The following is a 14,405-nucleotide window of genomic DNA, read 5'->3' as shown; positions in this document are numbered from 1 at the left end:
TCCTAGATGAAAAAGGAGAAAAGATTTTAAACAAAAATGGAAAACCTAAAACAAGAAAAGTAGAACTAACAACCTGGAATGATAAAGGCAATGTAGAAAAATGGAGAGAAAATTTTTCAGACCTTTGCAACGAATGCTTAGCAAAAAATAATATAGAAAAAAGAGTAGACCATAGGAGTTTTAAAAGACAAGGCATAAAACAAATACCAACAATACATCTAGGGGCAAGTGCTAGTGCAATGGAAAGAAAAGGAATAAGAACAGAAAAAGGAGATATAAATCGTGAAATAAAAAAACAGAATGAACTATTAAAAAACATAGGCAATGAAATAAAGAAAATAACATCATGGTTAGCAGGCTTTAAAGATAAGCTAAAAGAATCATATAAGGAATATAAAGACCAAAGTAAAAAGCAAATAGAAAATGAATCAGGACTCTTTAACCTCTATGAATATTTAAGCTTTTATCAAGAAATGCAAGAAAATAATAGAGCTGAATTATCATTTTATGGGAAAAGAAACAAGGCAATCTATGATCTAAAAAGATATGCAAGTGGAATAAATTATCTAAGAGAAAACAAAATAAAAACCATATCAGACCTACAAGGGCATATAAATAACCTAAGAAGCAAAAACTCTGAAATATATAAGACCATAAAAGAAAACAGTCAAAAGATAGAAGACCTTAATAAGTGTTTAGCCTATGCAAAGACTGTAAGAAAAACAAAAGCAACCTACCAAGAATATGAAAGCAAGAAAATATTCAAAGAAAGCTTCTACAAGAATAATCAAAAGGAAATAGACCAACATATAAGGGCAAGAACCTTAATTGAAAAAATTAGTGGAAAGAAAAATTTAAGAGAAAAAGAATGGATAGGAGAAATCAAAAACTTAGAAGATGAAATCAGTAAATTAAATACAGAGTCAGAGAAGATAAGGGAAAGATACAAGGAAATAAATCATATCAAATATGCAGTAGAAGTAGTAAATAAAGAATATGGTATCGACCTATCAATAGAAATTGACAAGGCGATTAAGAGAGGAGAAAAAGAAAGTATCATAGAAAAGATAAAAGAATATAAGCAAGATAGTGATATGTTTAATAAAAAAAGACAATCAACCAAAGACTATTACAAAAATCAAGAAAGATAAGACCTGGTAAAAATATTTTATCCAAGCTACAATATGACCAAGAAAATAAAGGCAGATCTAGGAGGTAATAGAGATGAATAAAAGGCAAGAGCTAATAGATGAACTCATAAAAGCAGACCAAGATGGAAAATATAAAACATATAAAAGCACAGAAGAAATAAAAGCAATGAATAATGAGGAAATACAGATTATATATTCCAACATGAAAAACTATCTATCAGACAAAAGAACACATATAAACTACTAAAGGTGGAAAAGCCGGATTTAAAAGAGATTGGTCAGGCAGAAAAACAGATAAAAGCCGCCCCCCTAAAGATGAATATATTTGTTCAACATATAACTTAGCAAAAGGGAATTTTGAAGAAAAATGTTCATCACACTATATCAGGAACGAAGTTCTTAATAAATTAGTTTTAGAGACTATCAAAGAAGTAAGCGAGTATATAAAGTTGAATGAAGAAGAATTTATAAAAAAAGTGTACTCAACCTCAAAAGAGCAAATGGCATTAGAAAAATCCATTGAACATTCAAAAAGTATATTAAAAAACTTTGAGGAAGATAGTATTAGAGCAGATAAGTTTATATCACTTGTAAAGAAATATGCTGATTTTAGCGAACTTACAACTCCAATGATAAATGAATTTGTAGATAAGATACTGGTTCACGAGGGTAAATGGGATAACTATGAAAGAACACAGGAAGTTGAAATATACCTGAACTTTATTGGCAAGTTTGAATTGCCACAAGAAGAACCTAAAGAACTTACGCAATATCAACTTGATGAACTAGAGAAGCTAAGGAAAAAGAGAGAGAAGAAGCGAGAGTATAATTACAGATATTAAAAAAAGAAAAAAGCCAGTATGGAAAAAAATTATGACTTTGTGGTCGGCGTAGTTTTAAAACTGCACCGACTATTTTATTTCATACAAATAAATATGTAAATCAGTAAATTTTCTAAAAAACATCTTACAACTATTGTTAGATAAAACTAACTGATGTATAATCAATAATATCATTATTGATAATTTGATTATTGATTATACTATTAAAATTAAAGTTTTGTAAGAATGGAGGAATGGACATGGCAAATAGAAACCATGAACTTGATAAACCAATCATTGAAGCTGCTAAAATAGAGTTTTTGCAAAATGGATTTCAGGCTGCTTCAATAGGCAATATTGCTAAAAGAGCGGGAGTTACATCGGGAGCAATCTATACAAGGTATAAAGGGAAAGATGAACTTTTTTATAGTTTGATAAAAGAATTTTTAGAAGCTATAAGTGTGAAAAGAAAAGAGAACGAATACTCGTATAGGGAATATTGCGTAGATAAAAACTTTGATCATTTTTTGCGTAGCATTCAGAAAGAAACCAAAGGATATGTAGATGTGTTATTTAAATATTATGAGGAGTGCAAACTAATACTTTGCTCAAGTAAAGGCAGTTCTGTAGAAGCAATATTTCGTGAAATGATGAATAAAAAAATTTCCATAACAAAACAATTTATAAGGGAAAATATAGACCCGAATATAAGTGAGATGAAATTAGATTTGGTAGAGCTTTTGATGAATCAACAATTTAGTGCTTTTAAATTAGTGATTGAAAAAGGATATAGCAAAGAGGAGACAATCGAGTACACAAAAATGCTCGGCGAATTTATTGGGGCGGGTTGGGAAAAGATATTTGATGAAATTATAAATAGGTATTGAATTTATGTACGATAAAGGCAAGAAGGACGAAAATATTTTAGATTTTAAAATAGATTTTTCCTATGAAGGCAAAAAGGAAAAGTCGTTAGATGATGTAATTGGCAGCATATCAAAAGGAGATTGCATAGTTCTTTGTGGCGAAAGTGGATGTGGAAAATCAACATTACTTAGGTGCTTAAACCATTTAATACCGGAGTTCTATGATGGGATATTTAATGGCTATATTTTGGTAAATAGCAACAATATAGAAAACAAGAACATTGGAGAAGTTGGAGAATTGATTTCGTCCGTTTTTCAAGATCCAAGAAGTCAATTTTTTACAATGGAAAGCGATACGGAAGTATCTTTTGGACTTGAAAATAAAGGGTTAAGCCATGAAATAATAAAAAGAAGAACAGAAGAAGCTTTTTCAAAATTTGGCTTGGAGTATTTGAAAAACAGGGAAGTATTCAAACTTTCAAGCGGAGAGCGTCAACTAATAGCGATTATGTCTGCTTGGGCAATGGATACGGATATTATTTTACTTGACGAGCCAACTGCAAACTTAGATTATTTAGCCATAGAAAAACTGAAAAATATCTTATTGCTTCTAAAAGAAGATGGAAAAACTCTAATAATCAGTGAACATAGGCTTTACTATTTGAAAGAGTTGGCTGATGAATATTGGCTGATAAAAAATGGAAGCTTTTATGAAAAGTATGATAAGGACGATTTTAAGATATTTTCTAAGGATGAATTAAATAATTTGTGTTTACGAGTTACGGATTTGAAGCAGATTGAGGTTCAGAAGAAGTGTTCTAATGTTGTCAATGATAAATTAGAGGTAAAAAATATATCCTTTGGATATAAAAAACAACATATTTTAAATGATTTGTCGTTTACAGCTTATTTGGGAGAAGTGACTTGCTTGATTGGCAAAAATGGTTCAGGCAAAACCACCTTAGGAAAATGTATATGTGGACTATTGAAACCACAAAAGGGAAGAGTTTTTCTAAAGGAAAAAGAATTGAGCCACAGACAGCTATCGCAGGATAGCCTCTTTATTATGCAAGAAGCTGAATTTCAATTTTTTACAAATTCTGTATTATCTGAACTAAAGTACGGTGTAAATCGAAGCAAATATGATGAGATAGAAGCTCTACTTAAAAAGTTTGATATGTGGAAATATCGTGATAGGCATCCATTTTCTCTTTCAGGTGGGCAAATGCAAAAATTAACCTTAATGATGGCGTATCTTTCGGATAAAAGTGTGGTTATTTTAGATGAACCAACCTCAGGAATGGACAAAAAAAGTTTAGATACTGTAGTGGGATTGATAAACGATATGAAAAAGAAAAAAATCGTGATAACAATTAGCCATGACTTAGAATTTATTTCATCAGTTGCGGATAAATGTTTGGAACTTGATGATGGAACGATACAAAGGATTTGTGAAGTAAAAGAGAATAGAGATATTGAAAGCATTAAAAGTATATTTGAAAAAGATTTAGAACATCAACCTCCGGCAAAAAGAGAAAAAAATCTTTTAGATCCGAGAACAAATATTTTGTTTTGGCTTCTTTGTATGGTTGCAGTAGGAATCGACAATAAAAGTTTGATTTTTGAATGCAATTTATTAGCTCTCGTTTTTTCTCTTGCAAATAGAAGATACAAGACTTTAGGAATTACTTCTATCATTATAGGGCTTATTTACGGTCTTGAAATCATATATCCGAATGAAATTACAATATTTACGGCAAATTTGTTTCCTAGATTTATTTTAATATTTCTACTATTTCCTATTATTCTTGGAGGTAGAGGGACAACAAATATGCTTGCGGGACTTAGAAAAATAAGAATACCTGAGAAGTTATTATTGATTCTTGCAGTTTCTTTCAGGTTTTTCCCGGTGCTAAGGAATGATTTTAAATTACTTAGACAAGTGCTTAGAAATAGAGGAAGTTGCAAGCATAAAAATATAATAAAAGAAAAAATAGATTATCTTGAGGCTCTGATTGTATCACTCATTTTTCGAGTGATAAGAATAGGGGAAACTTTATCAGCTTCAGCAGAAACAAGAGGAATTGCTTTAAATCATAAAAAATCATCTTATGTTACTTTACAGTTCAGTTTATGCGATTACATATTGATGATTGGAATGATAGTAATTTTGATGATAAATATTTTATAAAAATAGGAGGACTTAATCATGAACAAAAACAAATTGAAAGCGAAAGATATCATTACAGTTACTTTATTATCATTGTGTAACATTTTGATATTTTCGATTGGAACATTCATGTATGCAACACCAATTACCATACTCTTAACACCGGTGCTTTACTCATTATTACAGGGTATTGTTTTCTATGTTATCGGAGTGAAAGTGAAAAAAAGAGGAGCGTTTTTTATATATTCCCTTATTCAAGGAGTGATAGCATTCTATCCACCATATATTTTGATGTTTGTAATTTCAGGATTGATAGCAGAGTTTTTATTATATAAAAAAGGTTATGGTAATTTAAAAGTTATTGGAGTCAGCTATGTTATTCAGCAAACTTTGGCTTCAATTGGAAGTGTAATTTATCCATATACAATAGCCTTGAATAAAACTATAGGAGCCATGAAACAAAAGGAGTTAGCTTCAAATATTATAGCGGCAGGCAAAATGATTTCTTCTTGGGGAACGCTGATTTTACTTGCCTTAGTTATAGTTTCAGCAATCGCAGGAGCTTATATAGGTAGCAAGGTCGTAAGGAAACATATTTTAGAAAAAGAAGCTAATGCATAGGGTGAAGTCATGAAAAAAGAGAAAGAACCAAACTTTTTTAAAGAAATGGATCCGTTTATAAAGCCATACAAAAAAAGATATATTTTATCTGTTATGCTAAGTATGCTTTCTGTTCTATGCGAACTGTTATCATACGCTTTTGTTGGAATTTTAGCGGGATATATCTTCAAAGGATTTCATGGAAACAACATGATATATGTCTTGATTTTCACTATAATCTGCAAAATATCAGGGGTGCTGCTTTCAAATATTTCAACACTTATATCTCATAAAGCAGCATACTTAACGCTAAAGGACTTAAGATATGCAATTTGTGATAAATTTGTTAGATTGCCGATGGGATATTTTGATATGAATCCTAGTGGAACATTAAAAACGATATTGGTAGATAGGGTGGAAGATATAGAAAAAACATTAGCACATCTACTTCCTGAGATGACTGCAAATTTATTGATACCTATTGCCATGATTGTTTGGATGCTTGCAGTTAATATTAAGCTTACCGGGATTATATTTCTTTGGGTTATATTTGGACTATCAATCGGAATGCTTATGATGATTGGATATAAGAAAAAATATGAGGGACAAGTACAGGCACAAAAGAATATGAATCAAGCGGTTATAGAGTATGTCAAGGGGATTGATGTAATTAAAACTTTCAATATGGAAGATAGCTCCTATGCTAAATATAAAAATGCAGTCATACGCCATGCGGAGTATGCTATAAACTGGATGAAAAGCTCACAGATTTATGCGTCTCTTTCCTATAGCATAGCTCCTGTATCTATATTTCCAACAATTGTTGTGGGATTGATATTTTTTAATAATGGGTTTCTTACTGAGCAAAGTTTATTTTTGTTTATGATGATTTCTCTTGGAATATTTAAACCGATTGTTAAAGCATCCAGTTATGTTGACCAATTGGCACAGATGGGAACTGTTACTAAGGAAATAAAAGGAATCTTAGATTATCCGGAACTTAAGAGAAGTGAGAATTCTAATGTAAAAGAAAAAATGACATACGACATAGCGTTTGAAAATTTACAATTTTCTTATGATGGGACAAAAAATGATGTTGATGATGTGAATTTAACCATTAAAGAAAAAACTATGACTGCAATTATTGGTACTTCAGGTTCAGGAAAATCAACTCTAATGAAACTTTTAGCCGGATTTTGGGATTTTGAGAAAGGAAAAATAAAAATAGGTGGTATAGAGGTAAAAGACCTTTCAATGAATGACCTGAATACTCTTATCTCCTATGTGGATCAAAATACATTTTTATTTGATGATACTATTTTGGAAAATATTAGAATAGGTAAAAAAGATGCAACGAATGATGAGGTGATAGAAGCTGCTAAAAGAGCCGGTTGCCATGATTTTATTGTAACTTTACCTGATGGATATGACACCATCGCAGGGGATAGGTTATCCGGCGGAGAAAAGCAAAGAATAGCTATTGCCAGAGCAATTCTAAAAAATGCTCCAATTATCATATTAGATGAAGCAACTGCAAGTACAGATATTGAAAATGAAGAAAAAATTCAAGGAGCGTTACTGGAATTTACCAAAGGAAAAACACTAATTGTTATTACACATAAAATTAAAACTGTCATAAATGCAGATAAGATCATATATATGGAAAATGGGAAAATCATTTGCGATGGAAAACATGAAGAACTTATTAAGTCGTGTTCTACGTATAAGCATTTATATGAAATAGCAAATTGATTGGAGGTGAGAATATGTTTGAAGCTATAAAAAGTGTATGGAACTTTAGTGAGAAAAGGCAAGGCAGTTTAGTCAAAATTTTAATTCTATCATTTATAGAAGGTATATTCGTTATGCTGAAAATGATAGCAATAATTTTAGCGGTAAACGCCATGTTTAATAGTAATTTAATGGACAATTATATTTATAAGGTAATGATACTCGGAATTGTATGTATCATCGGAGTATTTGGTCTTGGTTATTTCACACAACTGGGTTCTGTATCCGTTGGATTTGAGATGGCGAAAGATAAAAGGTTATATTTTGGCTCATTATTTAAAAAACTCTATTTAGGGTTCTTTAGCAAAAATTCAGTAGGAAATATAAACTCAACACTGACTACATCTATTTCAACCGTAGAACAAGTTGCACCAATCATTTTAATTCATGTGATAGGTGGAATTTTATCTGCTATATCAATAGTTTTAGGATTTGCTTACTATGAATGGCAAGTTGCCGTTGTAATATTTGCAGGCATATTAACATATTTGTTTGTAGTTAATCATCAAATGAAAATTTCAAGAAGCGAAGCTCCCAAAAGACAATTAGCACAAACAAAATTAACGGAAAGTGCTATTGAATTTATACAGGGAATAAGCGTAATTAAGGCTTTTGGTATGGGAGAAAAAGATGAAAGAGTAAAAAAAGATATAGATGGTAGTTGTGTTAATAATATAAATTTATCCGAAAAATCTATTCCCTCAAGCATAGGTGCCGGTCTTACGATACAGTTGTTTGAAATTATGATTATTAGCTATGCGTTTTTTATGTGGAATAGTGGAGAAATTTCTCCTCAAAAAGCCATTAATTTATTGATTATGAGCTTTGTAATATTCCAGTCTGTAAGTCAAGCGGGTTCTATTCTTTCTATGATTGGGCTTTTAGATAGCTCACTAAAGGATATAAGCAGTATGGAAAATGCTGAAGAGATAAAGGTATTATCACCTATTCAAAATATAAAATCCAATGAAATAGAATTTAAAAATGTAAGTTTTTCTTACGGAAAAGGAGAAGTTTTAAAGGGAATATCAGTAGCTCTTAAACCGAACACACTTACAGCGATTATCGGACCTTCAGGTTCAGGAAAAACAACGTTTTGCAAGCTTATACCGAGATTTTATGATGTAAGCGAAGGAGAAATTCTGATTGGTGGAGCAAAAATAACAAATATCTCCACCGAAGAATTGATGAAAAATATAAGTATGGTATTTCAAAATGTGTATTTGTTTGAAGATACAATTATGAATAATATTCGTTTGGCAAAGCCAAATGCCAGTGATGAGGATATTATATCCGCTGCAAAAAAAGCGCACTGTCATGACTTTATAAAAAGCTTGCAAAAAGGATACGAAACTAAAATTGGTGAAGCGGGTAGCACTTTATCCGGTGGAGAAAAACAAAGAATAGCGATAGCTAGAGCAATACTCAAAGATGCTCCCATTGTGATTTTAGATGAATTTACCAGTGCTTTAGATGTAGAAAATGAACGCAATATTTTGCAAGCCATCGATAATTTAGTACAGAATAAAACAGTTATTATGATTGCACACAGGTTAGAAACTGTTAGGAAAGCAGACAACATCATTGTTTTAGATAAAGGGGAAATAGTACAGGAAGGAACGCATAATGAGCTTATAACTCAAGATGGGATATATAAATCATTCATTTCAATAAGAGAGCGAGCAAATAAATGGAGTTTTAAGTAAATACATCCATTTTGATGTTTGACTAAATAAATGAGTATTTAATGGGAGATGACGATGTTTTTTGATAATAAAAGTTTTTGAAAGTAACTTTTAACACAAAAATTAAATAATTCAATAACAATAAGAGTTAATTTGATTGTTATTTTCGGAGGACTTTTTACGCCAAAGTGTAGAAGTCCTCCTTTTTTATTCTCAGAAAACCATGATGTCATACGCAATAAAGGCAGCAAAAGAATCCATAAATCTTGAAAAAGAAATAAGAAAAAAGGTGAATAATATTTAGAAAAAGCAAATGGAATATGATTTTAAATAAGCTATAGCCAAGGTAAATTAAAAAGAAAAAGAAAGTATCATAGAAAAGATAAATGAGTATAAGCAAGACAGTGATAGTTTTAATAAAAAAAGACAAATGACTAAAGACTATTACAAAAATCAAGAAAGATAAGACCTGGTAAAAATATCTTATCCAAGCTATAATATGACCAAGAAAATAAAGGCAGATCTAGGAGGTAATAGAGATGAATAAAAGGCAAGAGCTAATAGATGAACTCATAAAAGCAGATCAAGATGGAACATACAAAACATATAAAAGCACAGAAGAAATAAAAGCAATGAACAACGAAGAAATAAAAGTTTTATATTCCAACATGAAAAACTATCTATCAGACAAAAGAACACACACAAACTACTAAAGGTGGAAAGGCATTGTAAGCTATTTTAAAGTATAAAAGGTACAAATACCTAAGAAAGCTATATAAACATCAAAATAAAGCATTCCACCACCACAAACAACCAAAAAAACAAGCAAAGGGAAGTATAGAAAAATTAAAGCCTATACTTCCCTTTTTTTATTCAAACAAAGGAGAGAAAAGCATGATAAACGAAGAAATAAGCAAAGAAGCCGGTCAAGCAGCACAAACCATAATAACATACACAATAAAGGCAGCAAAAGAATCAATCAACTTAGAAAAAGAAATAAGAAAAAAGATGAATGATACTTTAAAAAAAGCAAATGGAAACCTAAAAAGCCTTATGGGCGATGAAATGAAACTAAAAGACCTCTACAAGAAAGGAGAACTAGAAAATATAAGCATAGATCAAAGCGACCTCAAGGACTTAAAAAAAGAATTAAACAAACTTAGAGTAAGTTTCTCAGTAATGAAAAACAAAGAAACCCAAAACTATGAAGTATTTTTCCAAGCCAAAGACATAAAAGTAATGGAATATGCCTTTAAACAAGTCATAGCCAAAGAAAATAAAAAAGAAAAAGAAAGTATCCTAAAACAAATAAAGAAATACAAAGACCTATCCAAGAACAAGGATAAGACAAAAGAAAGAGTCAAAAGAAAAGTAAAAGAAAAAGTAAAACCAAGCAAAAAAGATATGACCAGAGAAATCTAAGGGAGTAACGAAAAGTTACACCCTTAGATACCCAAAATAACAAGACTTCTGAAAAGCAGAAGTCCAGAATTCCGAAAATCGGAAATCAAGAATTTCGATTATCGAAATTCTTGAATACATCAATGTAGATAGGATATAAATTTGAATAAATGTAAAATTTATGATAAAATGACACTGATAATTGTTATCAACAGGAGATGAAAATGTTAAAAAAATTTTTTGAAAATGTAAAAAATCCTAAAAATAATTTCGGTGGTCGTTTCATGGTGAAAGGAATGAACGTTGGCCACGAAAAATTGGCGAAATGGGGCAGATCCTTTCTGCATATTAAAACCTCGGATGTAGTTTTAGATCTAGGATGTGGTGGTGGACGTAATGTTCAATACTTCTTAACAAAGGCTAAAAAAGTATATGGAATGGACTACTCTAAAACAAGTGTAGATATAGCAAGTTCAGTAAATAGCGAAGCTATAAGAGATGGCAGGTGTAAAATTATTGAAGCAGACGTGGCTAAGTTACCTTTTGAAGATGAATCCATAGATATAGTAACTGCCTTTGAAACCATTTATTTTTGGAAGAATATAGAAGTATCTTTTAGGGAAATTCATCGTGTACTAATTAAGGACGGTCAGTTTCTAATATGCAACGAAGGAGCATATAGAGAACATAAAAATATAAAAAAATGGGCGGATATGCTAGATTTTGAAGTTTATTCTCCCGAATATCTCACAGAAACATTGAATAAGATAGGATTTAAATGCGAATACCATCTGGACGAGGAAGATCATCTAGTATTTTTAGCTAGAAAATTATAAAAAAATTTGTGAATAATGAAAAATAAATTTTAAGGAGAAGTAGAGAAAAAATCTGCTTCTTTTTTTATTGCAAGGAGGATTAGAATGGCAATAAACAAAAGATATTATTGGATAAAATTAAAAGAAGAATTTTTCACAGACAAAAGGATAAAAAGATTAAGAAGAATATCGGGAGGAGATACCTACACGATAATCTATCTAAAACTTTTATTACTAAGTCTAAAAGATGAGGGCAAACTCTATTATGATGGAGTAGAAAGTGATTTTATAAAAGAGTTAGCACTAACCATAGATGAAACAGACGATGATGTAATGGTTACAGTTAATTATTTAATCAATCAAGGCTTACTAGAAGTTGTAACAGAAAATGATGAATACTATTTAACAGAAATACCAAACTTAATCGGATCAGAAACAGCATGGGCAGAGAAAAAAAGAAGATACAGACAAAATAAACAGAGGACATTGTCCTTAATGAGTCCAACACATGTCCGACAAGAGATAGAGATAGAGAAAGATATAGAGATAGATAAAGAGAGAGAGGGAGAGATAGAAACAGATAAAAAGTCCACCCCCATCTTTTATGGAGAATTCAAAAATGTAAGGCTAAGCAAAGAAGAATATAAAAATCTAAAAGAAAAACTAAACTCACACACAGAAATAATGATAAATAAACTATCAAGATACATGAAAAGCAGTGGAAAGACCTATCAAAACCACTATGCAACAATCTTAAATTGGTATGAAGGAGATAAAGATAAACTAACACAGAAAGGTTTAAATAAAAAAATGAACTATGATGTAGGAGAATCTTTATAGATAAAAAGAGGTGGAAAGCCACTATTAAAGACTTTAAGTCTAAAAAGGTATCAAAGTATGCCATAGATAATAAAAATGTAAATATGACACTTAAAAGGCGATTAGAAAATTAAAAATCTAATCGTCTTTTTTTATTGCAACAAAATGGAGGAATTACATGGAATTAAAAAAGAAAAAACGAAGTGGAAAAATCAACTATGAAATAAAGCGAGTATATGTAGGGAAAAAGCCGATTGAAGAAGTATTTGAAGATATTATCGAGCATGTAGTCGAAAGAAACTTAGAAAAAGACAGAGAAAATAAACAAACGCAAGCGTAAGTATTGATTGACTAAACGGGAGTATTTTAGTATAATTAAATTATTGAGATAGTCCTGTTTAGGGAAAGGAGATTGAAATTGAGCAGGACTAAAAAATATGTAGCAGGACTTTATTGTAGACTATCAAAGGACGATGGAAACTCAGTTGAGAGTATGAGTATATGGTCACAAAAAGTAATGCTAAAACAATATGCAGAAAGTAACGGTATCGCTATTTATGATTATTATGTAGATGATGGTTATTCGGGAACAAACTTTGAAAGACCATCATTTAAGAAGATGATTACTGATATTGAAAACGGAAAAATAAATTGTGTTATAACAAAAGACTTATCAAGGTTAGGAAGAAACTATCTTCAAAGTGGAGCATATATCGAAATGTACTTTCCACAAAAGAACATAAGATATATCGCAATAACTGATGGTATAGACACATTAAATAGCAATCAAAATGATATTATGCCATTTAAAAACATTCTCAATGAAATGTACGCAAAGGATACTTCCAAAAAAGTTAAGAGTGCAATTCAAAGCAGAATGAGAGAGGGAACATATATAGGCTCTAAAGCTCCATTTGGTTACCTAAAAGACCCTAATAATAAACGCAGATTAATCATAGATGAGAAAACTAAACCTATAATAGAACTCATTTATAAATTGTGTTTAGAGGGTAAGGGTACTCAACTTATTAGCCAGGAGTTGATGAAGAGAAAAATTCCAAGACCAAGTGCATTTGTTGAAAATGCTGAAAAACTCTATGGACTAACAGAAGAAAATAAATATCAATGGTCACATAGAATGGTGTTAAATGTTTTACGAGATCCAGTTTATTGTGGAAATATGGCAAGAAATAAAAGACCTACCTTATCATTTAAGAACTCAAAAAGAATGTATATTCCTAAAAGTGACTATATTTATGCTAAAGATACCCACGAGGGAATAGTTAGTGAGGAAATATGGGAACAAGTTCAAACAATGATTGATAAGAGGAAGTGTAACAATAAAAAGGGGCTCTATTATGACAACATTTTTCAAGGACTTGTAAGATGTCCTAAATGTGGTTATGCATTGACACCAAAAACTGATTATAGGCTTAAAAAGAAAGAACTCATAGACTTTGTTCACTTTTCTTGCTCCACATATAAAAAATATGGAGTAAATGCTTGTTCATCACACAGAATTGAAGCTAGGGATCTATATAATATTGTTCTTGAAGATATACAATATCATGGAAGTATGGCACTATCTGCTAAAGAAGACTTTGTTGAAAAGATAATAGAAAAGATTGAAGTAGAAAAAATTGACGAGGGAAAAGAACTATCTAACAAGCTGGAGCTTAAAAAGAACCAATTAGCAGAATTAGACAGAAGCTATGAACAGTTATATGAAGATAGGTTAGAGGGAAATATAACCGAAAGAAACTTCAATCTAATGAATGTGAGCATATCTAAAAAACAAGACAAGTTAATCGAGGAAATCAAGGTCTTAGAGGGCGATATAGAAGTATCTTTTGAAACTGAAGATAACTACAAGAAATTCATGAACAATATTAGCAAGTACGCTAAGATAAAATCGCTAAACAGATATATTTTAAATCAAATAATAGATAAGATATATGTCTATGACAAGGAAGAAATAGACGGTCAAATAAGCCAAAAGGTTGAAATTCACTACAAGTTTATAGGTAAATTAAATTGACCACTTCGGACTACTCACCAGATTTGGAGCAAAGAAGTGGTAGAATTGTTCGTCAAGGTAATGAAAATGATAAAGTTAATATCTTTAGATATGTAACTGAGAATACCTTTGATTCTTATTTGTGGGTGCGACATGAAGTCGCTTAATTTAACTGTTTGGCATAATGACCAAACCAACTATTCCGTTAGTTGAGCCAAGTATCGACTGCACTTAGGTGTGGTAAGCCGATATTAAAGTAGCCCTACTTG

14 protein-coding genes and 1 pseudogene are annotated in these 14,405 nt (G+C 30.9%); all 15 read left to right on the top strand.

The window, feature by feature from the left end; all coding sequences use genetic code 11:
• Nucleotides 1–1,151, top strand: a 1,151-nt coding sequence (locus NH286_RS09580; protein ID WP_265238555.1) for a MobA/MobL family protein, incomplete at its 5' end; no start/stop codon positions are given.
• 73 nt (nucleotides 1,152–1,224) lie between these two features.
• Nucleotides 1,225–1,398, top strand: coding sequence for a hypothetical protein (locus tag NH286_RS09575; protein WP_180371929.1), 174 nt, complete (start codon nucleotides 1,225–1,227; stop codon nucleotides 1,396–1,398).
• Between the two features lie 202 nt (nucleotides 1,399–1,600).
• Nucleotides 1,601–1,993, top strand: coding sequence for a DUF4368 domain-containing protein (locus tag NH286_RS09565; RefSeq protein ID WP_068455235.1), 393 nt, complete (start codon nucleotides 1,601–1,603; stop codon nucleotides 1,991–1,993).
• A 239-nt stretch (nucleotides 1,994–2,232) separates the two neighbouring features.
• Complete coding sequence (locus NH286_RS09560; RefSeq protein ID WP_265238552.1) at nucleotides 2,233–2,859, top strand: TetR/AcrR family transcriptional regulator; 627 nt, start codon at nucleotides 2,233–2,235, stop codon at nucleotides 2,857–2,859.
• Between the two features lie 4 nt (nucleotides 2,860–2,863).
• Complete coding sequence (locus NH286_RS09555; protein WP_265238550.1) at nucleotides 2,864–5,029, top strand: ATP-binding cassette domain-containing protein; 2,166 nt, start codon at nucleotides 2,864–2,866, stop codon at nucleotides 5,027–5,029.
• An 18-nt stretch (nucleotides 5,030–5,047) separates the two neighbouring features.
• Nucleotides 5,048–5,629 carry an MptD family putative ECF transporter S component gene (locus NH286_RS09550; RefSeq protein WP_068455225.1) on the top strand — a complete coding sequence of 194 codons (582 nt, stop codon included), beginning with the start codon at nucleotides 5,048–5,050 and terminating at the stop codon, nucleotides 5,627–5,629.
• Nucleotides 5,630–5,638: 9 nt separating this feature from the next.
• Nucleotides 5,639–7,360, top strand: coding sequence for an ABC transporter ATP-binding protein (locus NH286_RS09545; RefSeq protein ID WP_265238546.1), 1,722 nt, complete (start codon nucleotides 5,639–5,641; stop codon nucleotides 7,358–7,360).
• Nucleotides 7,361–7,374: 14 nt separating this feature from the next.
• Complete coding sequence (locus NH286_RS09540) at nucleotides 7,375–9,105, top strand: ABC transporter ATP-binding protein (protein WP_265238544.1); 1,731 nt, start codon at nucleotides 7,375–7,377, stop codon at nucleotides 9,103–9,105.
• Between the two features lie 202 nt (nucleotides 9,106–9,307).
• Nucleotides 9,308–9,402: pseudogene (locus NH286_RS10725) on the top strand (PcfB family protein); the annotation flags it as partial.
• A gap of 221 nt (nucleotides 9,403–9,623) precedes the next feature.
• Complete coding sequence (locus NH286_RS09535) at nucleotides 9,624–9,797, top strand: hypothetical protein (RefSeq protein WP_265238542.1); 174 nt, start codon at nucleotides 9,624–9,626, stop codon at nucleotides 9,795–9,797.
• Between the two features lie 181 nt (nucleotides 9,798–9,978).
• Nucleotides 9,979–10,506: a PcfB family protein gene (locus tag NH286_RS09530; protein ID WP_265238540.1), complete on the top strand. Its 528-nt coding sequence runs from the start codon at nucleotides 9,979–9,981 to the stop codon at nucleotides 10,504–10,506.
• Between the two features lie 203 nt (nucleotides 10,507–10,709).
• The gene (locus NH286_RS09525; RefSeq protein WP_002837070.1) at nucleotides 10,710–11,321 is read left to right on the top strand and encodes a class I SAM-dependent methyltransferase; all 612 of its coding nucleotides are present in this window, start codon (nucleotides 10,710–10,712) and stop codon (nucleotides 11,319–11,321) included.
• A gap of 84 nt (nucleotides 11,322–11,405) precedes the next feature.
• A complete protein-coding gene (locus NH286_RS09520) occupies nucleotides 11,406–12,140 on the top strand; it encodes a phage replisome organizer N-terminal domain-containing protein (protein ID WP_265238537.1) in 735 nt (244 codons plus the stop codon).
• A 157-nt stretch (nucleotides 12,141–12,297) separates the two neighbouring features.
• Nucleotides 12,298–12,459, top strand: a complete 162-nt coding sequence (locus NH286_RS09515) for a hypothetical protein (RefSeq protein ID WP_019213949.1) — start codon at nucleotides 12,298–12,300, stop codon at nucleotides 12,457–12,459.
• A 78-nt stretch (nucleotides 12,460–12,537) separates the two neighbouring features.
• The gene (locus NH286_RS09510; protein WP_265238534.1) at nucleotides 12,538–14,157 is read left to right on the top strand and encodes a recombinase family protein; all 1,620 of its coding nucleotides are present in this window, start codon (nucleotides 12,538–12,540) and stop codon (nucleotides 14,155–14,157) included.
• Nucleotides 14,158–14,405 lie beyond the last annotated feature (248 nt).

The organism is Anaerococcus sp. NML200574 (assembly GCF_026131665.1).
GTDB classification, from domain to species: Bacteria; Bacillota; Clostridia; order Tissierellales; family Peptoniphilaceae; genus Anaerococcus; species Anaerococcus kampingae.
The sequence above is the reverse complement of the archived record's forward strand: the minus strand, read 5'-3'. Positions and strand labels throughout refer to the sequence as shown.

Excerpts from the sequence above, each read along its gene's own strand:
- NH286_RS09535 (WP_265238542.1), top strand. The coding sequence starts at position 9,624 with ATGAATAAAAGGCAAGAGCTAATAGATGAACTCATAAAAGCAGATCAA.
- NH286_RS09575 (WP_180371929.1), top strand. The coding sequence starts at position 1,225 with ATGAATAAAAGGCAAGAGCTAATAGATGAACTCATAAAAGCAGACCAA.
- NH286_RS09540 (WP_265238544.1), top strand. The coding sequence starts at position 7,375 with ATGTTTGAAGCTATAAAAAGTGTATGGAACTTTAGTGAGAAAAGGCAA.
- NH286_RS09525 (WP_002837070.1), top strand. The coding sequence starts at position 10,710 with ATGTTAAAAAAATTTTTTGAAAATGTAAAAAATCCTAAAAATAATTTC.
- NH286_RS09530 (WP_265238540.1), top strand. The coding sequence starts at position 9,979 with ATGATAAACGAAGAAATAAGCAAAGAAGCCGGTCAAGCAGCACAAACC.
- NH286_RS09555 (WP_265238550.1), top strand. The coding sequence starts at position 2,864 with ATGTACGATAAAGGCAAGAAGGACGAAAATATTTTAGATTTTAAAATA.
- NH286_RS09545 (WP_265238546.1), top strand. The coding sequence starts at position 5,639 with ATGAAAAAAGAGAAAGAACCAAACTTTTTTAAAGAAATGGATCCGTTT.
- NH286_RS09550 (WP_068455225.1), top strand. The coding sequence starts at position 5,048 with ATGAACAAAAACAAATTGAAAGCGAAAGATATCATTACAGTTACTTTA.
- NH286_RS09560 (WP_265238552.1), top strand. The coding sequence starts at position 2,233 with ATGGCAAATAGAAACCATGAACTTGATAAACCAATCATTGAAGCTGCT.
- NH286_RS09515 (WP_019213949.1), top strand. The coding sequence starts at position 12,298 with ATGGAATTAAAAAAGAAAAAACGAAGTGGAAAAATCAACTATGAAATA.
- NH286_RS09520 (WP_265238537.1), top strand. The coding sequence starts at position 11,406 with ATGGCAATAAACAAAAGATATTATTGGATAAAATTAAAAGAAGAATTT.